The organism is Streptomyces sp. NPDC025651, assembly GCF_055558735.1.
Window position 1 is genome coordinate 114143 of the sequence record NZ_JBVHLZ010000006.1, and the last position, 24656, is coordinate 138798.

The window sequence follows — 24656 nt, forward strand, 5'->3', positions numbered from 1 at the left end:
GGGGGCGGCCGCCGATGAACGAGCTGCATTTCGCGGTGATATCAGGGATCAACCGCTATCTGGAACTCGCGGACCTGCGCGGCCCGCGCAACGACGCCGAGGCGTTCCACCGGTGGCTGGTGGACCCGGACGGCGGCGGCGTGCCGCCGGAGAACGTCGTGGTCGTGCGGAGTTCCTCGGACGACGAGGAGGTCGACTGGGACACGGTGCGCCCCGGCACCGATCACTTCAACAGGGCCTTCTCCGAGGTCAATCAGCGTGTGCGCAGCGCGGTCAGGGCCGCGCCCGAGGCCCGTCGGGACACCCGCCTCTACGTGTTCCTGGCGGGACACGGCATGGCGCCGGTCGACGAGGGCTGCGCGGTGCTGATGCCCATCGCCGCCCCGGGCCGGGCCATGAGCCATGTGGAGATCTATCTGCTGGCCGGCTGGTACCACCGCAACAGGCCGTTCCGCGAGGTCGTCCTGCTGGCGGACTGCTGCCGGGAGTCGGTCGCGGTCAGGCCCTCGCCCCCGGCGTTGGAGGACGAGCCCTTTCCCGGCGACGCGGTGAGCGTGGCGATCGGCACGGCGACCGAGGTCCACGAACTCGCCTGGGAACCCGTGCAGAGCACGGACGAGCCGGTGCTCGGCCACTTCACCCGCGCCCTCATCGACGGCCTGCGGCACGCGGTCGACCCCAGCGGCCGCATCACCACCGCGCGCCTGGACGAGCACGTGGGGCGCCTCGTGCGCGCGTCGTCGAACGGGAGCCAGCACGCCTCCGTGCGCATGTACGAAGGGCGTCCGATCGTCCTGCGGAGTACGCCTCTCGGCAAGACGTACACGGTGCGCCTGCATTTTCCCGAAGGAGCCAAGGGCGTGGTGGCGTTGGAGGACATGCACGACACCGTCCTGGACCGGTTCGACGTCGACGACGACACCGTGCTGGAGCTGCGTCTGCCCAGCGGGGTGTACCGGGTGGCGCCCGAGGGGTTCCGCCTGCCGTGCGAACCCGACTGCCTCTTCCGTGTGGAAGCCAGGGACCGCGATGTCCACTGCTGACCCGGGCACGCTGCGCATCGACACGTCCGCCGTCGTGCAGACCACCGTGAAGGACGCCTACGGCGAGGTCGTGGCCCACGGCATGGGCGCCTTCGCCGTGCCGCTGCGCCCCGGCATCTACAGCCTCGAGGAACGTACGGCGAGCGTCTTCTCCGACCGTCTCATCCATGTGCCGGCCGGGGGCCGCGTGGAGCGGATCCCTCCCCGGCCGTTTCCCTGCGCCGCTCCTTTGGCGGGCACGCTGCCCGCCCACCCGGAGCATCAGGCCGCGGCGGCGCTCTGGAGCAGGCAGCAGACCTCCTCCCCCCGCAGCGGAACGGCTCCGAGCCTGGTGGTGCTGGTCCTCAGGCCGCAGCACCTCCCCGGTGGAGAGGGCGTGCCCACGGTCTTCTCCGACACCGCCGAGCTGTCACCGCGCCGGACGTGGCGGTCGGGCGGTGAGAGCGACGGAGCGTGGACGGCGTGGAGCCGGAACGTGCCGGCCGAGAGCTATCGGCTCCAGTGGCGCACCGCCGAGTCGGTCCTGTCCCTCGCGCTCTGGGTGGAGCCGGGGTGGACGACCGTCGTCTTCGTTCCGGCCGGGCCGCGAGGCCCTCAGGCCGCGTACACGTCCGTCCACATGATCCCGCGCGGCACCGGGTGGGATCCCGGCAGCCGGACGGGACTTGCCCTGGAGGTCGCTCTCTCGGGGCTGCGCCAGGGCCGCTGCCTGGTCGGCGCGGACGTGGTCCCCTCCCTGCTGGATCGCTCGCCGTTCGACCCGATGCTCGCCGTCGCCGTCGCGCACGCCCTGTCGATGCCGCCGCAGGCCCATGGCCCGGCGCGCGAGGGTGACCAATACGCCCTGCTCGTCGACGGGTTGGCCCACCGGATGCCCGGCCATCCGGACGTCGGGGCCCTGCTGGCCGGCTCGGGGAACACCTCCGTCTCGGTGGACGCTCCGCCCCTGCTCGCCGCCTCCTGCCGCCGACTCCTCGCAGCCGATGCCGTCGTGCGCGCGGGAACGGGCCCCGTACCCCCCGGCTCGCGCACCGAGGAAGCCCTGGCCCGCCTGGTCGACACCGGGGTCTGGACCACCTGGCTCGACGGCGTGCGGCGGGACCCGAAGCAGGGGCTGCGCAGGCCCGTCGAGGAGGTCCTCGACTTCCTGCGGGCCTCGGCGGACGTCAACGGAGTCTCCGTACAGGACATGGCCGACCGGATGGGCGAGACCGAGCTGTGCCGGCGGTCCCGCGCACCGCACCGGGTCGTCGCCCTGGCGCTCCACCGGCTGCGTGCGCCGCGGCGCTCCGTGCGCAGTGCCGCGCCGCCCTCGGCGCTCCCGGGCACCAAGGTCCGGGGCGAGAACGACCGGCCCGTCAAGGACGCGGCCGTGAACCGCGCCTATGCGGCGCTGGGTGCCACGTACGAGTTCTTCCTGCGCACATACGGCCGCGACTCCCTCGACGACAACGGCCTGCCGCTGGAGGCCAGCGTCCACTACGGCGAGGCGTACAACAACGCCTTCTGGGACGGCGAGCGGATGATCTACGGTGACGGCGACGGCGAGGTCTTCCTCGACTTCACCCTCCCCCTGGACATCACCGGCCACGAACTCACCCACGGAGTGGTCCAGTTCACCGCCGATCTGTCGCGCCACGGACAGACGGGCGCGCTGCACGAGTCCCTGTGCGACGTCTTCGGCTCCCTCGTCAAGCAGTACGCATTCGGGCAGACCGCCCAGGAAGCCGACTGGCTCATCGGCGAGGGCCTGTTCGGGCCGCGCGTGAACGGTGTGGCGCTGCGCTCCCTCAAGGCGCCCGGCACCGCGTACGACGACGAGCTCATCGGCAGGGACCCGCAGCCGGCGGCCATGGACGACTACGTGCACACGGGCCGCGACGACGGCGGCATCCACATCAACTCCGGCATCCCCAACCACGCCTTCTACCTGTACGCCGTCATGCTCGGCGGCCATGCGTGGGAGATCGCGGGCCAGGTCTGGTACGACACCCTCACCGGCGGCGCGCTCGCGCGGGACGCCTCCTTCCACGACTTCGCCCGTCTCACCCTCGCAGCGGCCCGCGAGCGCTACGGCGCAGGAGCGGAGGGCGAGGCGCTCCACAAGGCGTGGAGCCAGGTCGGCGTCCTGGCCCGCTAGCGGTGCGCCCCGCGGTCCGCGCCCGGGTCAGGCGTCCGTTCTGGTCGCCTCGATGACGCACATCGGGCCCGTCGTCTCCACGACACGGTCGAGGCGGAAGCCGGCTGCGGACAGCAGGGTCCGCCAGTCCTCGCGGCCGCGTTCGCGGCCGTCCAGCATGCCCATCATCGTCAGGTCCATCAGGGTCGCGACCTCGGGGGCCGTGCCCTCGCCGAGCACGGTCTCGACGAGGAGGAGACGGGCTCCCGGGGCGGCGGCGCGGTGGATGCGGTCCAGGATCGTGGCGCACTGCTCGTCGTTCCAGTCGTGGAGGATGAAGCAGGCCAGGTAGGCGTCGGCGCCGCCCGGCACGCTCTCGAAGAAGCTCCCGCCGCGCGTGCCGATCCGGTCGGCGACCCCGGCCTTGCGCAGCACCGGGTCGGCGCCCTCGACGACGTGCGGCAGGTCGAAGACGGTGCCGTGCAGATGCTCGTGGCGCCGGGCCAGGTCCGCCAGTGCGGTGCCGTCGGCGCCGCCGATGTCGACCAGGTGCCGCACCCCGCTCAGGTCCAGGCTGTCCAGGGCGTCCTGGCGCAGCGCGGTCATGAGGTCGCCCATCGCCGCGCTGAAGCCGGCGACCCGGTCCGGCTCCTCGGCGATCCAGTCGAAGAACGGCTTGCCCAACTCCCGCTCGGCGGCGGGCACTCCGTCGTGCAGGGTGGACCAGAGTCCGGCAAAGGGCCGGTAGTGGGTGTCCATCCACATCAGGGCCACATCGCGCAGCGAGTCCGCCGAGTCGCTGCGCAGGGTGTGCCCCAGGGGGCCGAGTCCGACGGTGTCGCGGTCCGCGTCGAAGTCGAAGACCCGCTCGGTGGCGAGGCTGCGCACCAGGCGCCGCAGCAAGTCGGTGCGCACGCCCGCGGCCTCCGCGGCCTCGGCCACCGGCCTGGGTCCGTCGGCCAGGTGGTCGGCCACGCCCGCGCGGGCGACGACGTACAGGGCCTGGGAGATCTGGAAGCCACCGAGCAGGCGCAGCATGGCGACGGCCGGAGCGCGCGTACCGGAGGCGGAAGAGGAGAGTCCGTTCTGCAGCATGATCGGAGACCTACCCGATTCATGATCGAGTGCACCGTCCCTCCCGCCTGTGGCCGAAAGATCCCCGCGGCCGGGTAGCGATCCGGACGCCGCCCGCTGGCCGATCAGGCCCGGGTCTCCGGCACCTCACAGGCGGCCCCGGCACCGGGGCTCCGGCCGGTTCGCGCTGCACGGCCGGGCGGACGGAGAAGGCGAGGCAAGGGCCGCGGCCACCGGGCCCATGCCACAGCCGATCCCCATGGCGACGCGGAAGGCGTTGTCGGAGGGCAGAGCGCAGCCGCCGCAGTCGGGGGTCATCTGAGCCAGCACCATGCCGATCACCGCGACCGATACCGAGCTGCCGATCGATCACATCAGGGTGTTGAAGCCGTTGGCCGACGCGGTCTCCGAGGGCGGGACCTCATGAGGGCGGGGCTCGCCCGTGACGAGGGCGGGCGTCACGCCGCAGGCGATGCCGACTCCCGTGGTGCAGACGATCGTCACGACCGGCAGGCGCCGCGGGGAGCCGAGCTGATCGGGGGTATCGGGGGTATCGGGGTAGGGCGAGGCGGTGGCCCGCGGCGATCACCGGACTGCCCACGGCGGGCGTGACCTCGGGACCGCGGGCGGCGGAGAGCCTGGCGCCCAGGGGCGACTGGCCGAGACGGCCGTACCCAGTGGATTCGGGAAGCTGCGGCAGCTGCGGGACGACCAGGAAGTGGGCGTACCCAGGACGACCAGCGGGTCGTTCCCGCGCAGTTCCCACCAGGCCCGGCGTGGCGGCGCTTCCCCTCTGACCTTCCGGGCCTTCAAGCCCTCTGTCGGTCCGCTGGGCCCCTACTGGGCCAGAGGGGTGGGCGGCGTGGATTCCGGGACCGGGGTGGCGAGCGGTGGATGGGCCGGGCCCGCCTTCTCCTTCGTCAGCGCCTTGGTGATCCTGCGCGCCAGCAGCGGATCGGCCGGAAGCACATGGGAGGCGAACCAGCGGGCGGCCGTCGGATCCGGCGAGGGTTCGACGAACTCCGCGCCCGCGTAGTCGTCGAGCGGCGGATCGTAGACGTACCCGGCGACCACGCCGTGCCGCACCAGGCGGTCCAGCAGGACGTCCCGGTCGTGGACCAGAAGCGGAACCCGAAACAGAGGGTGCGGGACGCCGCCCGTCGGCCGGTCGCGGAGCGCCGGGGACGCCCATGCGGTACCCGACAGCATCGTGACGCCGACCCTGCGCCGGGCCAGGTCCGCGTCGAGCCGGTCCGTGCGCAGCTTCAACTGGCCGCGCACCAGGGAACCGTGGCGGGAGCGGAAGCCGTGCAGGTCGACGCGGATCCATGGTTCGTACGCCGTCAGGCTCGGCGCCTGGGCGGCGCGGTCGGCGAGGCGGGGCGCGTGCAGGTCCATGCGGAACCCGTCGCGCTCCAGCAGGCCGAGGCGCTGCATCGTGCGCCACACCGGCCGCACCAGGTGCAGGGTGCGGACGCCCGAGCGTGCCAGCGGGCGCAGCGTGGTGGTTAGGTCGGCGCGCAGGCTGCGAGGGACCAGGAGTTCGTCGCGTGCCCGCTCCAGCTCGCGCCGGGTGCGGGCGTCCTCGACGGCGAGGAAGCCTCCGGCCATCGCCGCCACGTGCTTGGAGAGGCTGAAGGCGGCCGCCCTGCCGAAGGTGCCGACCGGCTGTCCGTCCACCCGGGTGCCGATCGCGTGGGCCGCGTCCTCGAACAGGGGGATTCCCAACTGGTCGCAGCGGCGGCGCAGTTCCACCACCCGGTCGGGCATCCCGTACAGATTGGTGGTCAGGACGGCGTCCACGTCGCGCCAGGTCGACTCCGGTACGGCGGCCGGGTCGATGTTGCCGTCCGTCGGGGACACCGGGGCCTGGACCGGGCGCAGTCCGGCCGCGAGGACCACGAAGAGGATCACGTCGTCGTTCACCGGTGACATCAGCACGCGTGCGCCCGGTCTGCACCAGTGCCGCAGGGCCAGGTACAGGGCGAGCCGCGCCGAGGGGGTGTAGACGCATTCGCGTCCCAGTCGCTCTGTCATCACCGCGGCGAGCCGCGATCCGTACGACATCCTCACCTCTTTCACCGAAGGGTCGTTGAGCCGAAGGGTCGTTGAGCCGAAGGGGTTTTGATGGGGTCGCCGAAGCCACGGCGGGATCACCTCAGGAGCAAGTGGCCTGTGCGGCCGAGGCGTTGAGGTGGAGAAGGCTCGCTCAGCGCTCCCCGGAGGTCGTCCGGCCGGACGTCCGCATCCCGCCGACCGCCTTCAGGATCTTGTCCGCGGGCTCCCGGAGGCGAGGATGGGCCAGCACCGTGTTGCGCAGGCCCCGCACGGGTCTGCGCCACAGCCGGTGCGCCGCGGCCACCGGGTGCGGGCGGCTCGCGAAGCCCTCGCCCACGCGCAGTTCACGGGTCTTGAGCCAGTCCTTGTACTCCTTCTCGCCCCGCCCCATGTCCATGATCCGCACACCCTCCCTGCCCGCGGACTCGGCCATCCGCAGGTGCATGAGCAGCCCGGGCGAGTAGTAGCGGAACTCGGGGTCGTACGCGGTGAACCAGGCCGCGAAGACCGTGCCGGAGGACGGCCCGAAGTGGGCGGCCACCGGCCGGTCTCCCGCGTACACGACGGACAGCACTCCGGTGAAGTGGCCCTCGCGGACCTGGAAGAGGTGCTCCACGAGGTGGACGATCCACGGCCGCGCGAACCGGTCCATGCGCCCCGTCCTGCGGTACTGGGCGGACTTCCAGCGCATGAGTGTGCGCAGGATCTCCGGGTCGCGCTCGTCGTAGACGAACCGCATCTCGCCTACGTCGCGGCTCAGCCGGCGCTCCTTCTTCAGCGTCGTCTTGGCCAGGCCCGGGTAGGCGCCGCGCAGCCACTCCGCGTAGCTCTCCTCCCCGACCTTCAGGTCAAGCACGGGGGAGGCGAAGGTGCCGGTGACATGGCTGCCGAAGGGACGCTGCTCCTCGACGAGGTGGTCGAACTCGAAGACCGAGAGGCCGCAGGCGCGCAGCAGTTCGCGGGTGTCCCAGGTGACCCCGGGGCGGTGCACGAGGGCCTGGCAGTCGGAGAGGCCGAGGCCGATGGCCCTGCCCACCCCGAAGGGGTTGCGCTCGTACGGGAAGAAGCCGACGGGCTCGCCGTTCTCACGCAGGACCGCGAGCCGCGCGCCGCCCCGGTGCCGGGCGATGCCGACCGCGAACTCCGGGGCCAGGAAGGGGTTGGCGTACTGGGGCGACTCGTCCATCGTGCGGTGCCAGGCCGCGCGCAGCGGGTCGCTCAGGTCGTCGAGTCCGTGGGTCGTGATGTCCATCTCAGGCCGACCGCCCTTCCGCGGCCGCCCGGAGCGACGTGCCTGCCGCGGCACCGGCCGACGAAGCGCGCGGTTCACTGCTCATGGATGTCGCGGAACTCCCGGATCTGACGGATCTGACGGATCTGGATCTAACGGACCTCATGGACGACCGCTCCCCCCGTTCCCCAGTCCTGCGAGGCTTAAAGGTCGCGAAACCGCACGCATGTGTCAAGGGTGCACACCGCAGCGGAACACCGCGTTTCGGACGCCCCGCCACCCCCTCGCCACCGGGCTCTTCACGCCGACATCACCTCGGCCAACATGGCCGCGGGGGCATTCTCCGTCGTACGAGATCATCGGGTCGGCCACCGGTCCCGCGCCGCCCACCTCGGCATCGGCCTCGCCCTCGCCCTCGCCCTCGGGACCGGGAAAGGCGATGATCCGGCACATCATCAACTCGCGTTCCCCCTCGGCAAGATGAGCGCCGGAGACATTCCGCCTCCCCCTTTTTCGTCGGGGAGTGTGGCCGGTGCCCGGCGGGGCCGTCTTGCAAGAAAGCGAAGCCGTGGCATGACTGGCTCAATGCGAAGCCGGTCCCCGCGGTCCGCGGCGCGTGTCCCTGTACCGCTCACGGGGGACCTTCGGCCCACGTGGCCGTTCACGGGCGGGAGTTCGACGGTCCGACGTTGTGGCCGGAACGCGCCGCTCCCCCGACAGCGTCCCACACCGCTGGACGAAAGGCGGGGGCACGCCCATTAGCGGAACATCGACGTCGGCGAATCATGTAAAACGGAGCACATTCTTCTGCACACAATGCCCATGACACGCAATCCGACTGGCTTGAACCATTCCCTGCCGAAACCCTCTCCCTTGGGCCCGCTCATCGCACCTTGTAGGGTTTCGTTCTCGAAAAGCGCGACAGTCCACCATTCCCCTGCACACGATGTTGGGAGTCGGCCATGCGACCGGACGAGCGGATCGGGGGCCTCGTTCAGTCCCTGTCGAAACACCTGATCCACGGGGTCGAAGAGAAGCAATGGGAGCGGGCGCGGCGGGACTTTCTCGATCTCGGGTTCGTCAAAGTCCCTTTCCTCGCCCCGGAGAGCGCCAAGACCGCACTCGCGGACGAAATCGAGATGCTCGTCGCGGAGCACGGCGTGCGCCGCGAAATGAGCTTCAAGGAGACGGGCCACACACCACGGCTGATGCGGAACGTCCGCCACCACGAAATTAGCCGACACGGTTCCTTCATCCCGGAGGTGTACGCGTCAGAGGAATTCCGCGAGGCGTTGGGGAAAGTGGCGGGCGAGCCCGTTCTCGAGTGCCCTTACGAACCGGAGCGCTATGTCATCACCGAGCTGGAACAGTCCGGTGACACCCACGGATGGCACTGGGACGACTACAGCTTCGCGCTCGTCTGGGTCGTCGCCTGCCCTCCCGTCGAGCACGGCGGATTCGTGCAGTGCGTGCCCCGCACCCGGTGGAACAAGGAGGACCCGCAGCTCCACCGGCAGTTCATCACCCGGCCCATCCACTCCTTCGAACTGCACCCGGGAGACCTGTACTTCCTGCGCACGGACACCACCTTGCACCGCGTCTATCCGCTGAGCGGCGGCCGTCGGCTGATCATCAACATGGGGTACGCGTCCCGGGCCGACCTGGACAAGAGGATCAGCCACGAGACCATGGACAGCCTCTGGAACGGATCGCGCGAAGGCCAGAACGCGTGACAGCGGTCGAGGGGGCTCCACCGGACTCGTCCAGACCTCCTCAACTGCGGCGCCAGCTGGGCACGTCGGGGCTCGTCATCCACTACGTCACCTCCGTGATGGGCGCGGGCGTCCTGCTCATCCCCGCCCTCGCCTGGCGCGTCGCGGGCCCGCTGTCCCTGCTCGCCTGGGGGCTGCTGATCCTCTACAGCTTCCCCTTCGCGCTGGTCTTCGCGAAGCTGTCCACGCTGCACCCCACGAGCAAGGGCGTCGCCCGGTTCGTGGAAGCGGCGTTCGGCCCGCGCGCGGGCCGGATCGCCGCCGTCTTCCTGCTCATCACGCTGCTCGCGGGCAACCCCGTCCTCGGGCTCGCGGCGGGACGCTATCTGCTGGCGGCGGTCGATCCCGCGGCGTCCAACCGGGCGGCCCTGCTCGCGGGGGCGGCGGTCATCGTGCTCTGCGTCCTGGTCAACCTCTTCGGGATCAAGGTGAGCACGGGCGCCCAGATGCTGGTCCTCGGCACCGTCGTGGCCCTCCTGGCCGTGGTGATCTGCCTGGCCCTGCCGAAGGGGGACTACGCGCGCCTCACGCCGCTCGCGCCGCACGGCTGGGGCGCGCTCGGCACCGCCCTGCTCATCTGCTTCTTCGGCTTCATCGGGTGGGAGAACGCCGCGCCCGTGGCCGAGGAGGTCCGCGATCCCGAACGCACCTTTCCCCGCGGCATCTTCTATGCCGTCAGCTGCGTCGGCCTGCTCTACTTCGCCATGGCGTTCACCGTCGCCGTGGCGCTCCCCGACACCGCCAAGGGCGAGTCGGACCTGACCGCCTTCGTGCGGCTCCTCCATGCGGCCACCGGGGCCGGTCTGGAGAGCGGCGGATACCTCGTGGCCGGCGTTCTGCTGCTCCTCACCACGAACGCCTGGTGTCTCGGCACATCCCGCGTCGTCTTCGCCCTCGCCCGGGACGGCATCCTGCCGACCCGGCTCAGCCGGCTCTCCCCGCACCGGCACATCCCCGTGCGCGCCGTCCTCGCACTGCTGCCCGGCTACGCCGTGTCGGTCGTCGCCCTCCTCGCCACCGACTCCAGCGAGGCGACCCTGATCAAGGCCTCGTCCGCCACCTACGTACTCATCTTCCTGATGGCGTTCGTCTCCGGCACCCGGCTGCTGCCCCGGGGGACGGTCGCCTGCCTGAACCTGGCGGTCATCGCGGCCACACTCGCGATGCTGCCGTTCTTCGGCCTCAGCGTCGTCATCGCCCTCGCGATGCTCCTCGTCTCCGTCGCCGCCGAACGGTGGCCGCGCCGACGCGCCACACCACCGAACCAGAAGAGAGGCACACTCACGTGACCGTGCGACACCTCCTCCGGATCCAGGACCTCTCCGCCAAGGAGCTGAGCTCGCTGCTCGACCTCGCCGAGGCGATGAAGCGGGGCGACGACCGCGGCCCTCATCTCGCCGGACGCTGTCTCGGCCTGCTCTTCGACGTCCCCTCGACCCGGACCAGGGTCTCCTTCCAGGTCGCCGCGTCCCAGCTCGGCGCCGACAGTTTCCCCTACGGAGTGGACGAACTCCGCCTGGCCAACCGGGAGTCGATCGAGGACACCATCGGCGTACTCAACCGCTACCTCGACGCGCTCGTCGTGCGCTGGTACGACATGCGGGACCCCGGCGCGGGACACCGCCGGCTGCGCACGATGGCCGACCTCGCGACCATTCCCGTCATCAACGCCCTGGACGACGAGGAGCACCCCTGCCAGGTCCTTGCCGACCTCCTCACGCTGCGCGAGCTGTACGGCGGTGACGTCCCCGCCCGGCGGATCGTGTACGCGTGGTCCTACTCGCCGCGGCAGAAGACGCCCGGCGTGCTGCACTCCTCCATGATGGCCGCGGCCCTGCTCGGCCACCGCGTCACCGTCGCGCACCCGCCCGGCTTCGCCCCGGAGGCGCGGGTGACCCGGGCCGCCCGTGACGTCGCGGCGCGCACCGGGGCGAGCGTCGAGCTCACCGAGGACCTGGAGGAGGCGGTCCGCGACTGCGCGGCCGTGTACACCCTGAGCTGGAAGTCCCCGACGCTCGCCGGGCAGGAGGAGATCCAGGCCAGGACGCGCCTCGCGGACCGCTGGCGGATCACCGAGCCGCTGATGCGGCTGGCCGGTGACGACGCGGTGTTCCTCGACTGCATGCCCACCAACCGGGGCGAGGAGGTCGACGCCGAGGTCAAGGACGGCCCCCGGTCGAGGATCTTCCAGCAGGCCGAGAACCGCCTGCACGTCCAGAAGGCCCTGCTCACCCAGCTGTTCGACGGAACGCTCGCGGGAGTGCCTCGCTGAGCCGCGGCGCGGCGGTGAACGCGCCGTCCACGAGGACGGGCACCGCGGCGCACGCGTCCTGTTCGACGGCGATGGCCACGTCATCGGCGAAGCCGCCGTCGATCAGCTCCCGCCCTGAGGACCCTGCGGTCACCGCCGCACGCACGTCCGCCGTCGCCCCGAACCCGGCCTCCGCCACGGCGGCTTCGGGCGACAGCGTGTCACCGAGCCGTTCGCGCAGGACGCGGAGGACGGCCCCCGCGCCGAGCAGGTCCTCCACGGCGGGCCGCAGGCTTCCGTCGGGCCACCGCTCCCCCGCGGCGATCAGCGCCACGGGGTGCTCAGCGGTCCCGTAGCCCTGCCGGACGAGCCAGTGCCCCACGGCCGTCGCGTTGCGCAGCGCCCCGGCCACCACCAGGGAGGCACCGGCCGACGCGGCGATGGCCGAGCCGTTGGGCGAGGGGAGCACCAGGCGCGGGACGACGGGGGCGGCGCGCAGGGCCGCGGGCGACAGCGACCAGGGCGACGACGGCGTGGCCATCCGCCGCCCGACCGCGAGCCGGGCGTCCTTCTCGGCGGCGTACGCGGATGCGGTCCCGTCGCGCCACCGGTAGGGGAAGACGCGCGTCCCCGCCTCCACCGCGACCGTCACCGAGGTCGTGAACGACAGCACGTCGACGATGACGACGCACTCCACGTCCGCCGCCAGCCGCTCGGCTCCCGTCGGCCCCCACTCGAAGCGGACGCCGTGCCCTGCCTGCCGATACCGGTCACCCATGGCGAGAGCATGCCGGAAGAGGCAGGGCCGTGTCCTGACGCCTCGGGATCAGGACCCGCAGTACTCGGCTTCCTTGATGGTGGCCATGGTCTGCGGGGTCCAGTCCCCGTTGTAGTTGTAGGCGAGTTGGTGGCGGCCGTCGCCGGTCGTGACGGCCATGGAGAGCCAGCCCACCATTCCTCCGCCGTGGCCCCAGAGCTCGGTGCCGCAGCTCGTCGTGTAGCGGGTGAGCCCCAGGCCGTACGCCATGCCCGGTGCGTCGGGGACCGCGACGGTGGTCTTCATCGCCTTCAGCTGCTTCTTCGGCAGCAACGTGCCGCGCATCAGGGCCTTGTAGAAGCGGTTCAGGTCGCCCGCGGTGGAGATGATGTCGCCGTCGCCCCAGCCCTGCGAGCCGTTCATCTCCGTGATGTCGTCGATCCGGCCGGGCTCGGACGGGAACAACTTGGCGTAGCCGCGGCTGCTCGGCTTCGGCAGGTGGATGCCGTTGCCGGGCTGGGACGTGGACTTCAGCCCCAGCGGCTTGATGATGCGGTCGCGGACCTCGGCCTCGTACGTCCGTCCGCCCACTTTCTCGATGATCAGGCCGGCCAGGATGTAGTTGGTGTTGGAGTAGGAGAAGCTCTCGCCGGGCTCGAACAGCGGCTTGTGCGCGAGCGCCACCTTCACGTGCTTCTCGGGCGGCAGGGTGTCGTAGCGGTTCTTGAGGTAGCCGTCGCCCCGCATGTACGTCTTCGCGTACTCCTCGTCGGCCAGGTAGTTGAACAGGCCGCTCGTGTGGTTGAGGAGCTGGCGCACGGTGATCCTGCCGCCGTCGTTGCCGTTGCCCCGCACCAGGCCGGGAAGGTGATCATCGACGGTGTCGCCGAGGCTGAGTCTTCCTTCCGCCTCCATCTGCAGCAGGACGGTCGCCACGAACGTCTTGGTGATGCTGCCGACGCGGAACCGGTCGTTCTTGCCGCGCGGTTCACCCGTCTTCAGATTGCCGACGCCCGACGCCGCCGACCACACGCCCTTCCTGTCCCGCGCCTGGGCCGTGACACCGGGGGTACCGGCCTTCACGGCGGCTTCCATCGCGCGCTGCGTGGCCCGGTGGTCCCGCGCCGAGCGATCCGCACCGGACGCGGGGCCCGCGAAAGCCGTGGCCGCGAGCGCCGCCGCCACGACGCCCACCACACCGGCCGTCGTCCTCTTCCGTAACGCCATACCGCTTCTCCTCGGTGTCGCCCGTCACTTCATGTGCCACCTCACGTGCCACTCGAGCAGCAAGACCGCGAACAGGGGCGTAGGGGTTGAGCGGGATGTTCGACGACAGGGCGCGCGCCGTGACCTTCTTCCGGCTCGTCACAGCCCGCTTCAGGCGCGTCACGGCCCATGAGCACCTGCGGGAGCGGCGGCCCCGTTCCGCCAGACGAAGACCTCCGTGCTCGGGCAGCGTTCCGAGAAAAGGCCCGACGGGGACGCCTCCCGCAGCAACGCGCGCAGGTCCCTCTCGAAGTCGGGGCGACGGGCGCCGAACAGGTGCGGGGCCGAGAACGACATCGAGAAGACTCCGGCCACGACGTCGTCGACGGTGCGTTCCAGGGGCTGTCCGCCGGGGACCACATGGCGCTGCGGGCCCGCGTATCCCGCCCTGGCCAGCACCTCCGCCTCGCCGCCTGGCGTGCCCTGCGGGAGGGCGCCGCGGCCCGCTCGCCGGACCGGGCCCAGGTAGTGCTTCACCAGGTCGTCCATCGCGGCGTAGGGCGCCGGCGGGTGCGGGAGGCCGTCCACGGACCGTGTCTCCGTCTTCAGGTCCGAGACGTGCACCCATGCCCCGCCGGGCACCAGCATGTCCTTCATGGCCGCCGCCACCAGGTCGCGGTCCATCCAGTGGAAGGACTGGGCGAAGGTCGCGACCGTGAACGTGCCGAGGCCCGCGGGCAGGTCCTCCGCCCTGCTCTGCACCCAGTGCGTCGTGTCGGTCAGGCCCTGACCGGCGGCCTCGCGGCGCGCTTCGGCGATCATTCCGGCGTCCGGGTCCACCCCCACGGCCTCCTCGAACAGGTGGGCCAGCGTCAGAGTGAGGACTCCCGGTCCGCACCCCACGTCGAGGAGGCGTCCTCGGCTGTCGAGTGCCAGGGCGTCGGCGAGCACGTCCGCGAGTCCCGGTGCGTACGGCAGCCGGCCGCGCCGGTAGTGGGCGGCGGTGCCCGCGAACAGCGTGTCGTCCCACTCCCAGCCGGCCACCATGCCCGCTCACCGCCCTCACCCGGTTCCGCTTCCGGCTCTCCGCACGGCCGCCGGTTTCTGTACGACCGCCGGTGATTTCACCACTTTCCGCTCCGGTAATGTGGCTCTTTTCCCGCAGGAGGAGTTGCATCAGTGGAGTTCCGGCTGCTCGGAGCGGTTTCCGTGGCCACTGAGGTCGGCGTGCTGCCCCTCGGTCCCGCCAAGCGGCGCAGCCTGCTCGCCGCGCTGTTGCTGAGGCCCAACCATCCCGTTCCGGTCGACCAGTTGACGGACGCTCTGTGGGACCACGAGCCGCCGCCGCGGGCCCGCGGTGTCATCCAGGGCCATGTGTCGCGCCTGCGGGTGCTGCTCACGGGCGCGGACGCCGAGATGTTCGGCGTCGAACTGGTCACCCAGGGCACGGCGTACGTCCTGCGGATGCCGGAGTCGCTCCTCGACGCCCACCGCTTCGAGGAGTTGGTGACGCTGGCCCGCAGTCAGCGTGCGCCCGCCGATGCCGTGGCCATGTACCAGGAGGCGCTGTCGCTGTGGCAGGGGCCCGCGCTGACCGGTGCGTCGCCGAGCCAGCCCCTGCAGGCCGCGGCCCAGGCGCTGGAGGAACTCCGTCTCGCCTCCGTGGAGTCGCTGGCCGACGCCTACGCGCGCATGGGCGAGCACCCGCGGGCGGCCGCCGTGCTGCGCGCGGAGGCCAGTGTCCATCCGCTGCGCGAATCTCTGTCCGCCGCGCTCGTGCGGTCGCTTCAGCGGGCGGGGCGGCGCTCGGAGGCGCTCGACTGGTTCCACCGGACGCGGCGGCTGCTCGCCGACGAGCTGGGCGTCGACCCGGGCCGGGAGCTGGCCGACGCGTACGCGCTCGTGCTGCGCGGCGAGGACGAGGCGGACGTCGCGCTGCGGGTGGCCGCCGCCGGTCCCCCGGCCGTGGCGCCGCGTCAGGAGCGGGCGCCGGTCACGGCATCCTCGGACACGTCGGTCACGGCATCCCCCGACGCCTCGGTCGCGGCTTCGCCGTCCGCTCCGGTTCCCGCTTCCCCGTCCGCTCCGGTCGCCGTGCCCCCGCCCGTACAGGTACCGGGGGCTCCCGCTGCCCCGCTCCCCGGCACCATCGACCTCCTGCCCCGCATGCCGCGCGGTTTCCACGGGCGCGCCGGTGAACTCACCGCGCTGTCCCGGGCCGCCGCGGGCGAGGCGCCGGTCTGCCTGGTGACGGGGCCCGCGGGCGTGGGCAAGACCGCGCTCGTGACGCACTGGGCGCACCGCAGCCGCGACCAGTTCCCCGGCGGGCTCCTCTACGCCGACCTGCGCGGGTTCAGCGACACCGGCGAGCCGTCCCTTCTGGAGGTGCTGCGCGAGTTCCTGCTGGCCCTGGGGGTCGCGCCGCGCCGGATACCGGAGTCGGACAGCGCCGCGGCCGCGCTGTTCAGGTCCCTGAGCGCCCAGCGTCAACTCCTCGTCGTACTCGACAACGCGCGCGCCTCCGAACAGGTCAGGGACCTGCTGCCGGGCGGCGCCCGGTGCGTCACCGTGGTCACCAGCCGGTACCGGCTGCGCGGTCTCATCGCCTCCGACGCCGCCCGGCCCGTCCCCGTCGACGTACTCGAACCGGAGGACAGCACCGCCCTGCTCGCCGCGGTGCTCGGCCAGGAGCGGGTGCTCGCGGAGGAGGTGGCCGCGCGGCGCCTCGCCGAGCTGTGCGGCGGGCTGCCGCTCGCGCTGCGGGTGGCGGCGGCCAGGCTGGCCGACCAGCCGGACTGGTCGCTGGGCGCGATGGCCGCCGAACTGTCCGACGAATCCCGCCGGTTGAGCCTCCTGGACGTGGAGGACACGGGCGTACGGGCGGCGCTTCGGCTCACCGCGGGGCGGCTGCCCGCGAGCGCCGCGCACCACTTCGCCCACCTCGGGCGCCATCCCGGCACGCACGTCGACCGGTACACGGCGGCGGCCCTCGCCGGCTCGGATCCGGTCACGGCCGAGGCCGCGCTGGACACGCTCACCGCGGCTCATCTCGTCGTGCGGACCGGTCCCGACCGCTGGACGCTGCACGATCTCGTCCGGCTGTACGCGCGCGACCTGGGCGCCGGGCCGGAGGCGCTGGTGCGGGTGCTCGACCACGGCATGGCCACCGCGCTGGCCGCGGCGGACGCGGCCGAGCCGGGCGACGAGTCGTGCTTCACGCTGCCCGTCGACTTCCGTCCGCCGCCGGCGACGAGGGAGTTCACCGGCCGCGAGCAGGCCATGGAGTGGTACGCGGCCGAGCGCGACGACCTGGCGCTGGCGGCGGCGGCCGCACACGCGGCAGGGCTGCACGGCAGGACGTGGCGGATCGTGCTCGCGCTGTGGCCGCAGATCGTGTGGCGGGTGCGGGACGGGTGGACTCCCCTGCTGCACACGGCACTTGAGGCGGCGCGGGCCGACGGTGACGTGCGGGCCGAGTCGCGGGTGCTCGCGCTGCTCGGGTGGGTCCTCACGGAGGAGGGCCGCACCGCGGAGGCGCTGGTCCATCTGGAGGCCGCGCCCGCGCTCGCATCGCGCTCCGGCGACACGCGCGGCGAGGCGACCGCGCTGATCAACCTGTCGCTGGCGCAGGCCGAGCTCGGCAGCCCCGAGGAGGCCGCCGAGGGGTGCGCGCTCGCGGCGGAGCTGGCGCACAGCGTCGGTGACCGGCACACCGAGCGCCTCGCCCTCTACCACCTCGCCCGGCACCGCCTCGACGCAAGGGAGTGGCAGGCGGCCTTCGAGACGGCCGTCGCCGCGCTGGACCTGGACGCCCCCTCGGAGTCCTCGACGGCGGCCCGCGTACTGCTGCGCACCGTGCTCGGAGAGGCGCTCCTGGGAATGGGCGACGAGAGCGAGGGCATCCGCCGCCTGGAGGCCGCGGCGCACGAGGCGGAGTCGTGCGGCTTCGACGACGGCGCGGTGCGCGCCCTCGGGGCGCTCCTGCGGGTGTCGCCGGACGCGGGGCTGCAGGCGCGGTACGAGACGGCGACGGTGCGGCTGATGGCACGGTCGTGAGGGGGCGGTTGTGTGTGGAGGGGGGCGGTCATGGGGAGCGGTCGTGTGTGGGAGGAGCGGTCGTGAGTCGTGTGTGGGAGGAGCGGTCGTGAGAGGGCGGTCCTCTACGTGGCTCCCTCGCCCGGCATGACCTCGCCCCGCGCCGTCTCGCCCCGCCTGGTCTCGCTCCGCCTGGCCTCACCTCACGTGGCGGAGCCCTCCGGTGCCGCTTCGCCTGTCGTTCGTGTGGCGTGGTCCGTGAGCTGTCGGTTCACCTCGCGGGCCTGTTCGGCCAGTTCGCGGGCGCGGGTCTCGGCCTGGTCGGCGCGGGCGTTGATGCGGGCGATGTCCTCCTCGATGACCTGCAGGGCCAGCTCGGTCGCGGCGCCCGCGGCCTCCGGGGACAGGTCCTCGGGGAGGGCTTCGAGGGCGCTCTTGACCGCCGGGATGCCGCCGCGTTCGTGGGTTTCTTTCCAGAACTCGTAGTCCATCGCGCCATCTTGACCGATCGGCCGCCTCAGGCGCGAGGCGGGGCAGCCGGGGCCGGTCACGGGCCCCACGGGGTGTCCAAGGCGTCCAACAGAGCCTGCGCGCACGCCCTTGACAGGGGCGGCGACGGCTCCACCGTCGCCTTCTCAAGGCACGCGCCGCCCGACCTGTCGTGGGAGAGCGGCTCACCCTTCGCGGAAGTCACGGCGACGTCCTGGTCGGGGTCGCGGAACGCCCGGCCGACCCCCGGTCCAGGGCGGCCACGACGCCCTCGGCCCAGGCCCCTCACGGCCCGCGCCCTCCCGCCCTCCATGCCGCGCCGCTCCCGCAGGGAACCCGCTAGGAGGCGGGTCCGGCAGGCGTGCCCACCCGGGTGGGGGTGCTGAAGTCAAGCACGTCCTCTGCCGTCTGCCGGGTCTCCTCGGCGGCCTTGCGGGCCGTGGCGAGGACGTCGCCCTGCTCCTGGACGAGGGTGTGGTAGATCGGCGCCTGGGTGGCGTCATTGGCCGGCATGACCTGCGGCTCCTTGTTCGGTGACTGCATGACTCGGGTCGGCCGTCCGTATGCGGCCGACCCGCGACCTTACGCGAATTCGGTGCCATGGTGGCACCCGATTCCGATCATGAGACCACCGCTTGTGACGACCTTCACACGTAAGAGGTCCCTCACGGACAGAAGGTGTCCTTGTTCGGCCGCTCCACCGCGGCCGGACCGTGGGAGACCCTGCGGTCCCCGCATTCGTTCCCGTGCGCGAGGCGGGCATCGTGACCGGTTGCGTTGACGCTCACCACGACGGCCCGGCGGCGCGGCGGCCGAGGGCCTCCCGCGCCTTCAGGGCGCCGCCGGTCTCCCCTCCCATGGACCGGCGACGCCCCGCACTGCCCGGTACAGGTCAGGAGCAGGCCTTGTAGAAGTGCTTCCAGCCGTCGACCGGCATGGACGGCGGCTCGGCCGGGGTGCCCCAGTCGCCGTACTTCTGCTCGTCGTCCTGGTTGTAGTCGCCCGGCCCCTTGCCCGGCTTCGACAGGCGCACGCCGCGCTCCCACACGCCGTCCCCGGCGTTGCTGAGCATCGCGAGGTCGGGGTGGGCGTCGCCGCCGTAGTTGGCGACGCGGAGCTCCTTGACCTCGCTGGCCCTGCCGATGTCGAGGCGACGGGGGTGCGCGGAGGTGAGGTCGGCGCGCTTGAGCGGTCCGGGGCGGAAGTCCGCGACACGGGCCGTGTTGGGGTCGTCCACGCCGGACGGCTCGACGATGTTGACGACCAGGTCCAGGGTGCCGTCGTTCTGGAAGTCGGCGACCGCGGCGGTGCCGACCTCGCCCCGCTTGGTGCCGATCAGCTTGCTGACGGTCTGCTTCGCGCCGAAGGAGCCGTCCGCGGCGCCCCACTGAACCGTCATCCTGGTGCCGGTGTACCCGGGGTTGATGATCTTGTCCGCGACGCCGTCGCCGTCGAGGTCGCCGAGCAGCGTCGTGGCGCCGGCCAGACACGGGCCCGCCGCCCGGGCGGCCTTGTCCGGCTGTCCCGCGCCGCCCGAGGCCGCCGAACCGGCCGCGTTGGCCTGGTGGCCGGCGACCGTCAGGGTCAGGGCGACGGCCGCGACGGGTGCGGCGATCAGACGTGAACGCTTACGAACCATCTGTGCGAACTCCTCATGTCGTTCCTGCTGAGCCGTGCGTCGGAACCGGGCCTGCCGCCCTGCCCGACGAGCACGTGTCGAGCCTGTGGGGTGATCGGTCGCACAGGCAACGAAATCCGGGCAGTTGGGGACGCTGGAACGCGAAAGCGCGTCCTGAGCAGGCCGGACGTGGCCGGCCTGGAACGCGGGAATGGGACGCGGAATCGTTCACGGCCCGTTCATTGCCCCCTCGGGACTCATCCGTGGACACCTTCGCCGCGGCGGCGGAAGCAGCACCAAGGCCCCTCCGGCGGGTACTCGCGGACGTACGCGAGCAGGCGGCCCGCACGGCCGCACGCAAGGAGGAGTCGATGCCACTCACATTCCGCAAGAGCATCCGGATACTTCCCGGGGTGCGTCTGAACATCAACAAGCGCTCCTGGTCGATCACCACCGGCGGCCCGCACGGCCCCCGGCGCACGCGCAGCAGCACCGGTCGGCGCACCACGTCGATGGATCTGCCCGGCCCCTTCGGATGGCGGCGCACGACGCGGGCGCGCCGCGGTCGGCGGCGGTGAGGCGGTCCGCGTCCGACAGCCCGCGCTCGACGATCCGCGTCCGACAGCCCGCACGCGACGGCCGGATTCAATTCGGTCGCCCGGTCGGCAGCGAACTTGCTACGGTCACCCGCATGAAGCGCGCTGCGATGAACACGACGACGCCGGAGAGTGTCCCGGCGCGCTGACCGATGTTCGAGTCCGAAGCCCCGGGGCGAGTGCCCCGGGGCTTCGGCTTGTGGTCACTCGCCCTCTGTCCGCGAGGAGACCGCCATGCACCAGCACAAGACCCGCCAGGACCAACGGCAGGACGTCCGGCACGACCACCGCAGACTCGGCCGCGAGCTGGGCCTGTTCGGCACCGACCCGCTGATCGGCGCGGGACTGCCGTACTGGCTGCCGGACGGCGCGGCCGTGCGGCACGCCCTTGAGGAGTACGTCCGCGACGCCGAACGCCGCGCGGGCTACCGCCACGTGTACTCGCCGGTGCTCGGCAAGCGGGAGCTGTACGAGATCTCCGGGCACTGGTCGCACTACAGCGAGGACATGTTCCCGCCGATGGACCTGGGCGGAGAGCAGGTCGTGCTGCGCCCGAGCCTGTGTCCGCACCACGCGGTGATCTACCGTTCGCGTTCCCGCAGTTACCGCGAGCTCCCGCTACGCCTGGCCGAACTCGGCGGCATGTACCGCGCCGAACTCTCCGGCGTCCTGGGCGGGTTGAGCAGGGTGCGGGCCATCCACCTCAACGACGCCCACATCTTCTGCACCCTGGATCAGGTCGCCGACGAGGCGCGGGACGCGCTGGAGATGATCCGACGCGCGTACGAGGCGCTGGGCATCCGCCCGGCCCGCTACCGCCTTTCGCTTCCCGGCGCCGGCGGCAAGTACGTCGCCGATCCCGCGAAGTGGCGGCGTTCCACCGCTCTGCTGACCGAGGTCCTCGACCGGTCGGGGATCGCGTACGAGGCGGAGGAGGGCGAGGCCGCGTTCTACGGGCCCAAGATCGACGTGCAGGTCGCCGACGGGGCGGGCCGCGAGTCCACCCTCTCCACCGTGCAGGTCGACTTCCACCAGCCCGAGCGGTTCGACCTGCACTACATCGGGCCGGACGGCGCCAGGCACCGTCCGGTGATGGTGCACCGCAGCATCATCGGCAGCGTGGAGCGGGCCGTCGCACACCTCGTCGAGCGGCATGGCGGCGCCTTTCCCGCCTGGCTCTCCCCCACCCAGGTCGCGGTCCTCCCGGTCTCGGAGGCCCAACTGCCCGGTGCCGAGCGCCTCTTGCGGCGGTGCGCCGAGCGGGGGCTGCGGGCCGAACTCGCCGGTCCCGGGCTCGGGAGTCTGGGCGCCCGCGTCCGGGCCGCGCGCCTGGTGCCGTATCAGGCGGTCGTCGGAGCCGAGGAGGACGCCGACGGCCTCGTGGCGCTGCGGCTCCGCGACGGGCGGCGCATCGCCCCGCTGCCCGCCGACGAGGCCCTGGCCCGCATCGGCGCGCTGGTCGACGCGCACCGCACCGAACTGTGGGACTCCGGGCCCCGCGGGTAGCCGCGGGGCTCAGAAGGCGCCGACGAGCAGGGTCACGCCCATGACCCCCATCGTCGCGGCGATCAGCCCGTCGAGGGCCCGCCAGGACCCGGGGCGCGCGAAGAAGCCGCTGAGGAGGCGGGCGCCGTAGCCGAGCGCGGTGAACCAGCACACGCTGCCGAGCACGGCACCGATCCCGAAGGCCCAGCGCTGCCCGTCGTGACCGGCGGCGACGGAGCCGAGGAGGAGCACCGTGTCGAGGTAGACGTGCGGGTTGAGCCAGGTCATGGCCAGACAGGCGAGGAGGGCGCCGCGGCGTGACCCGGCCGTCGCGCCGGTGGCCGTCATCGCGCTCGGACGCAGGGCCCTGCGCGCGGCGAGCACGGCGTACGAGAGCAGGAATCCGCCGCCTATGAGGCCGACGAGGGTCAGCGCCGGGGGCCACGCGGTCACCACGGCGCCGACCCCGGCGACACCCGCCGCGATGAGCACGGCGTCGGACAGGGCGCAGACGGCCACCACGGTGAACACCGCCTGCCGGCGGATGCCCTGGCGCAGGACGAAGGCGTTCTGCGCCCCGATGGCGACGATGAGTGAGAGTCCGGTGCCGAATCCGGCGGCTGCGGTGGTCAGTGCTGTTCCCATGGCCCCGACGTTAAGGATCATTGACGCCATGAGTACAGGTAAAGATTCTCAGGTAGCTTAAGCAATTGTGATGACAGGGGCCGCTACGGCAGGAACCGGGGAGCCGGGATGACAGGGACCGGGTCGATGGCCGAGCTGCCGCTCGACCATGTGCGCACGCTCCTCGCCGTCGTCGACGAGGGCACCTTCGACGCCGCCGCGGCCGCCCTCCACGTGACGCCGTCCGCGGTCAGCCAGCGCGTCAAGGCACTGGAGCGCAGGACCGGGCGCGTACTCCTGCTGCGTACGAAGCCGGTGCGGCCCACCGAGTCGGGGCAGGTCGTCGTGCGGTTCGCGCGCCAGATGGCGCGCCTGGAGCGGGACGCCCGCGCCGATCTCGGCATCAGCGAGTCGGGCGAGCCCGCCGTGCTGCCGGTCGCGGTGAACGCCGACTCGCTGGCGACCTGGTTCCTCTCCGCGCTGGCCCGGGTCCCCGACGAGCTGCGGATCTGCTTCGAGCTGCGCCGCGAGGACGAGTTCCACACCACGTCGCTGCTGCGGGAGGGCGCGGTGATGGCGGCGGTCACGTCGTCACCGGACGCGGTGGCGGGCTGTACGGTGCGCCGCCTGGGGCGGATGCGGTATCTGCCGGTCGCGGCGCCGGGGTTCGCGGGGCGTTGGCTCGGCGACTGGCCGCGGGCACCGCTGGGTCCCGGCCTCGCCCAGGCGCCCGTGATCTGTTTCGACCGCCGCGACACCCTGCAGGACCAGTTCGCGCGGGAGGTGACGGGCGGGCGCGGGGCGAGCAGGCTGCGGCACCACATCCCTTCGTCGCGGGGTTTCGTCGAGGCGATCGAGGCGGGGCTCGGGTGGGGCGTGGTGCCGCGCGCGCAGGCGAGGCCGCTGCTGCGCTCCGGCGCGCTGGTCCTGCTCGATCCCGAACGCGTCGTGGACGTACCGCTGTTCTGGCAGCAGTGGAAGCTCGACTCGCCCGCGCTCGCGGCGCTGGCGGACGCGGTGGCGGCCGCGGCGGCGGAGGCGCTGGACCGGTGACGGGGGCCGCCCCGGCGGGTGCGGCGCGGCGCGGAAACGAAGGGACCGAGGGGCCCGAACGCCCTCTTTGATTTGACATGCCCGCTACATATCTGGGGACCTGCTGAGATGCGCCACGCCCCGCAGAAACAAGAGCCGGACCCCCTTCCGATCTTCTCCTCCGCCGGGAAACCCTGGTGGCACAAGAGATCGCCCCCTGTTCTCAGGAAGTGAGTCCCCTCGTGAACGACGCCCCCACCGTCCACCCCGTGGAGACCGGTTGGTCCGTGGACGAACGCTGCACCAACTGCGACGTGGCACGGCAGCTCGCCCCTGACCTGATCGGCGAGGTCGACGGCCGCTCCGAGATCACGCGCCAGCCGCGCGACGCGGCCGAGGAACGGCTCCTGTACGCCGCCGCGTTCGCCTGCCCCACCCGCTCCATCCGCCCCGCTTCCGGCCGGTTGGACGCCGGGCGCGACGTCTACCCCCTGCCCCTCGACGACGCCGTCCTGTTCTGCGGGCACAACTCCCAGCAGACCGCGGGCGCCAACTCCTATCTCCTGCGCCGCCCTTCGGGAAACCTGATGATGGTGGACACCCCGCGCTGGAGCGAGGTGCTCGCCACGCGCTTCGAGACGATCGGGCCGGTCACCGACGTCCTGCTCACCCACCGGGACCACGCGGCGCACGGCCGCAGGTACGCCGACCGGTTCAAGGCCCGGCTCTGGATCCACGAGGGCGACCTGGACTCGTCGCCCGAGGCCGACTGCGTCCTGCGCGGCACCGGGAGCGTCGAGATCGCCGACGGCGTCGTCGCCCAGCCCCTGCCCGGCCACACCCTGGGCAGCGTGCTCTACCTCGCCGACGAGCGGTACTGCTTCAGCGGGGACAGCTTCTACTGGTCGCGCTCGACGGGCGACATCGAGGTGGCCGAGAGCGTCACCTGGTACTCCATCGAGGAACTGGCGGCCTCCCTTGCCCGCACGGCCGAACGGCTCCGCTTCGAGTGGCTGCTGCCGGGGCACGGCGACCGCATGCGCCTGCCCGCCGCCGAAATGGCCGACCGCATGCGGGCGTTGACCGAGAGGACGCGGGCGCTGCGGCCGCGCCCCATCGACTTCGCCGCCGTGCGCTGGTGAGCGCGGCGGCGGCGAAGCACCGTACGACAGCCCATGCCGTGGAAGCACCGTACGAAAGCTCATGCCGTGACGGTGAGAACCGCGGTGAGAACATGCGGGGCGCGCCACTCCTGTCTAGCGTCGC

At 72.2% G+C, this 24656-nt stretch carries 20 protein-coding genes and 1 pseudogene; 10 read left to right on the top strand and 11 right to left on the bottom strand.

Annotated elements, in window-relative coordinates:
* The first annotated feature begins 14 nt into the window (after positions 1–14).
* On the top strand, positions 15–1043 hold the full coding sequence (locus ACZ4D5_RS22455; RefSeq protein WP_467774151.1) for a caspase family protein: 1029 nt from the start codon (positions 15–17) through the stop codon (positions 1041–1043).
* Between the two features lie 1090 nt (positions 1044–2133).
* Positions 2134–3183 carry a M4 family metallopeptidase gene (locus ACZ4D5_RS22460; protein WP_467774471.1) on the top strand — a complete coding sequence of 350 codons (1050 nt, stop codon included), beginning with the start codon at positions 2134–2136 and terminating at the stop codon, positions 3181–3183.
* Between the two features lie 27 nt (positions 3184–3210).
* Here the strand turns inward: ACZ4D5_RS22460 and ACZ4D5_RS22465 are convergent, their stop codons facing one another.
* The 4 genes from ACZ4D5_RS22465 to ACZ4D5_RS22480 all read right to left on the bottom strand — a co-directional run bounded on the left by ACZ4D5_RS22465 (position 3211) and on the right by ACZ4D5_RS22480 (position 7546).
* Positions 3211–4257 carry a methyltransferase gene (locus tag ACZ4D5_RS22465; RefSeq protein WP_467774152.1) on the bottom strand — a complete coding sequence of 349 codons (1047 nt, stop codon included), beginning with the start codon at positions 4255–4257 and terminating at the stop codon, positions 3211–3213.
* 348 nt (positions 4258–4605) lie between these two features.
* A complete protein-coding gene (locus ACZ4D5_RS22470) occupies positions 4606–4740 on the bottom strand; it encodes a hypothetical protein (RefSeq protein WP_467774153.1) in 135 nt (44 codons plus the stop codon).
* A 333-nt stretch (positions 4741–5073) separates the two neighbouring features.
* Complete coding sequence (locus tag ACZ4D5_RS22475; protein WP_467774154.1) at positions 5074–6303, bottom strand: DegT/DnrJ/EryC1/StrS family aminotransferase; 1230 nt, start codon at positions 6301–6303, stop codon at positions 5074–5076.
* A 142-nt stretch (positions 6304–6445) separates the two neighbouring features.
* Positions 6446–7546 (bottom strand): GNAT family N-acetyltransferase, encoded by a 1101-nt coding sequence (locus ACZ4D5_RS22480; RefSeq protein WP_467774155.1) that lies wholly within the window; start codon positions 7544–7546, stop codon positions 6446–6448.
* A 941-nt stretch (positions 7547–8487) separates the two neighbouring features.
* Here ACZ4D5_RS22480 and ACZ4D5_RS22485 point away from each other — a divergent pair.
* Genes ACZ4D5_RS22485 through ACZ4D5_RS22495 form a run of 3 tightly spaced genes read left to right on the top strand, consistent with a single transcriptional unit; the run spans position 8488 to position 11569 of the window.
* Positions 8488–9258: a HalD/BesD family halogenase gene (locus tag ACZ4D5_RS22485; RefSeq protein ID WP_467774156.1), complete on the top strand. Its 771-nt coding sequence runs from the start codon at positions 8488–8490 to the stop codon at positions 9256–9258.
* Positions 9255–10586 (top strand): APC family permease, encoded by a 1332-nt coding sequence (locus ACZ4D5_RS22490; protein WP_467774157.1) that lies wholly within the window; start codon positions 9255–9257, stop codon positions 10584–10586. Before ACZ4D5_RS22485 ends, ACZ4D5_RS22490 begins: the two co-directional genes overlap by 4 nt.
* Before the next feature lie 2 nt (positions 10587–10588).
* Positions 10589–11569, top strand: a complete 981-nt coding sequence (locus tag ACZ4D5_RS22495) for an ornithine carbamoyltransferase (RefSeq protein WP_467774158.1) — start codon at positions 10589–10591, stop codon at positions 11567–11569.
* Here the strand turns inward: ACZ4D5_RS22495 and ACZ4D5_RS22500 are convergent.
* The 3 genes from ACZ4D5_RS22500 to ACZ4D5_RS22510 form a co-directional block, all read right to left on the bottom strand.
* Positions 11526–12326 (bottom strand): 2-phosphosulfolactate phosphatase, encoded by an 801-nt coding sequence (locus tag ACZ4D5_RS22500; protein WP_467774159.1) that lies wholly within the window; start codon positions 12324–12326, stop codon positions 11526–11528. The two genes, ACZ4D5_RS22495 and ACZ4D5_RS22500, sit on opposite strands and share 44 nt — an antisense overlap.
* Before the next feature lie 48 nt (positions 12327–12374).
* On the bottom strand, positions 12375–13532 hold the full coding sequence (locus tag ACZ4D5_RS22505; RefSeq protein WP_467774160.1) for a serine hydrolase domain-containing protein: 1158 nt from the start codon (positions 13530–13532) through the stop codon (positions 12375–12377).
* A 159-nt stretch (positions 13533–13691) separates the two neighbouring features.
* Positions 13692–14558 carry a class I SAM-dependent methyltransferase gene (locus ACZ4D5_RS22510; protein ID WP_467774161.1) on the bottom strand — a complete coding sequence of 289 codons (867 nt, stop codon included), beginning with the start codon at positions 14556–14558 and terminating at the stop codon, positions 13692–13694.
* 132 nt (positions 14559–14690) lie between these two features.
* Between ACZ4D5_RS22510 and ACZ4D5_RS22515 the strand changes: the two genes are divergently transcribed.
* Positions 14691–17567, top strand: coding sequence for an AfsR/SARP family transcriptional regulator (locus ACZ4D5_RS22515; RefSeq protein WP_467774162.1), 2877 nt, complete (start codon positions 14691–14693; stop codon positions 17565–17567).
* A 182-nt stretch (positions 17568–17749) separates the two neighbouring features.
* Here ACZ4D5_RS22515 and ACZ4D5_RS22520 read toward each other — a convergent pair whose 3' ends face one another.
* The 3 genes from ACZ4D5_RS22520 to ACZ4D5_RS22530 form a co-directional block, all read right to left on the bottom strand.
* On the bottom strand, positions 17750–18037 hold the full coding sequence (locus ACZ4D5_RS22520) for a hypothetical protein (protein ID WP_467774163.1): 288 nt from the start codon (positions 18035–18037) through the stop codon (positions 17750–17752).
* A gap of 337 nt (positions 18038–18374) precedes the next feature.
* Positions 18375–18548 carry a hypothetical protein gene (locus tag ACZ4D5_RS22525; protein ID WP_362324575.1) on the bottom strand — a complete coding sequence of 58 codons (174 nt, stop codon included), beginning with the start codon at positions 18546–18548 and terminating at the stop codon, positions 18375–18377.
* Between the two features lie 379 nt (positions 18549–18927).
* Positions 18928–19674, bottom strand: a complete 747-nt coding sequence (locus ACZ4D5_RS22530; RefSeq protein WP_467774164.1) for an FG-GAP repeat domain-containing protein — start codon at positions 19672–19674, stop codon at positions 18928–18930.
* A 350-nt stretch (positions 19675–20024) separates the two neighbouring features.
* Between ACZ4D5_RS22530 and ACZ4D5_RS22535 the strand changes: the two genes are divergently transcribed.
* Together ACZ4D5_RS22535 and thrS are read left to right on the top strand one after the other, a co-directional pair.
* Complete coding sequence (locus ACZ4D5_RS22535; RefSeq protein WP_467774165.1) at positions 20025–20231, top strand: DUF4236 domain-containing protein; 207 nt, start codon at positions 20025–20027, stop codon at positions 20229–20231.
* A gap of 231 nt (positions 20232–20462) precedes the next feature.
* Positions 20463–21755 (top strand): annotated as a pseudogene (gene thrS / locus ACZ4D5_RS22540) (threonine--tRNA ligase); the annotation flags it as partial.
* A gap of 9 nt (positions 21756–21764) precedes the next feature.
* On the opposite strand, the gene ACZ4D5_RS22545 reads toward thrS, so the two are convergent.
* Positions 21765–22379, bottom strand: a complete 615-nt coding sequence (locus ACZ4D5_RS22545) for a LysE/ArgO family amino acid transporter (protein ID WP_467774166.1) — start codon at positions 22377–22379, stop codon at positions 21765–21767.
* A gap of 108 nt (positions 22380–22487) precedes the next feature.
* Between ACZ4D5_RS22545 and ACZ4D5_RS22550 the strand changes: the two genes are divergently transcribed.
* Positions 22488–23411, top strand: a complete 924-nt coding sequence (locus tag ACZ4D5_RS22550; RefSeq protein WP_467774167.1) for a LysR family transcriptional regulator ArgP — start codon at positions 22488–22490, stop codon at positions 23409–23411.
* A 221-nt stretch (positions 23412–23632) separates the two neighbouring features.
* Positions 23633–24532 carry a 4Fe-4S domain-containing protein gene (locus ACZ4D5_RS22555; RefSeq protein ID WP_467774168.1) on the top strand — a complete coding sequence of 300 codons (900 nt, stop codon included), beginning with the start codon at positions 23633–23635 and terminating at the stop codon, positions 24530–24532.
* Positions 24533–24656 lie beyond the last annotated feature (124 nt).

Bases quoted from the DNA above. Each gene is read 5' to 3' on its own strand.
- ACZ4D5_RS22545 (WP_467774166.1), bottom strand. From the start codon at position 22,379: ATGGGAACAGCACTGACCACCGCAGCCGCCGGATTCGGCACCGGACTC.
- ACZ4D5_RS22465 (WP_467774152.1), bottom strand. From the start codon at position 4,257: ATGCTGCAGAACGGACTCTCCTCTTCCGCCTCCGGTACGCGCGCTCCG.
- ACZ4D5_RS22535 (WP_467774165.1), top strand. From the start codon at position 20,025: ATGCCACTCACATTCCGCAAGAGCATCCGGATACTTCCCGGGGTGCGT.
- ACZ4D5_RS22480 (WP_467774155.1), bottom strand. From the start codon at position 7,546: ATGGACATCACGACCCACGGACTCGACGACCTGAGCGACCCGCTGCGC.
- ACZ4D5_RS22455 (WP_467774151.1), top strand. From the start codon at position 15: ATGAACGAGCTGCATTTCGCGGTGATATCAGGGATCAACCGCTATCTG.
- ACZ4D5_RS22525 (WP_362324575.1), bottom strand. From the start codon at position 18,548: ATGCCGGCCAATGACGCCACCCAGGCGCCGATCTACCACACCCTCGTC.
- ACZ4D5_RS22475 (WP_467774154.1), bottom strand. From the start codon at position 6,303: ATGTCGTACGGATCGCGGCTCGCCGCGGTGATGACAGAGCGACTGGGA.
- ACZ4D5_RS22530 (WP_467774164.1), bottom strand. From the start codon at position 19,674: ATGGTTCGTAAGCGTTCACGTCTGATCGCCGCACCCGTCGCGGCCGTC.
- ACZ4D5_RS22505 (WP_467774160.1), bottom strand. From the start codon at position 13,532: ATGGCGTTACGGAAGAGGACGACGGCCGGTGTGGTGGGCGTCGTGGCG.
- ACZ4D5_RS22485 (WP_467774156.1), top strand. From the start codon at position 8,488: ATGCGACCGGACGAGCGGATCGGGGGCCTCGTTCAGTCCCTGTCGAAA.
- ACZ4D5_RS22500 (WP_467774159.1), bottom strand. From the start codon at position 12,326: ATGGGTGACCGGTATCGGCAGGCAGGGCACGGCGTCCGCTTCGAGTGG.
- ACZ4D5_RS22520 (WP_467774163.1), bottom strand. From the start codon at position 18,037: ATGGACTACGAGTTCTGGAAAGAAACCCACGAACGCGGCGGCATCCCG.
- ACZ4D5_RS22550 (WP_467774167.1), top strand. From the start codon at position 22,488: ATGACAGGGACCGGGTCGATGGCCGAGCTGCCGCTCGACCATGTGCGC.
- ACZ4D5_RS22510 (WP_467774161.1), bottom strand. From the start codon at position 14,558: ATGGTGGCCGGCTGGGAGTGGGACGACACGCTGTTCGCGGGCACCGCC.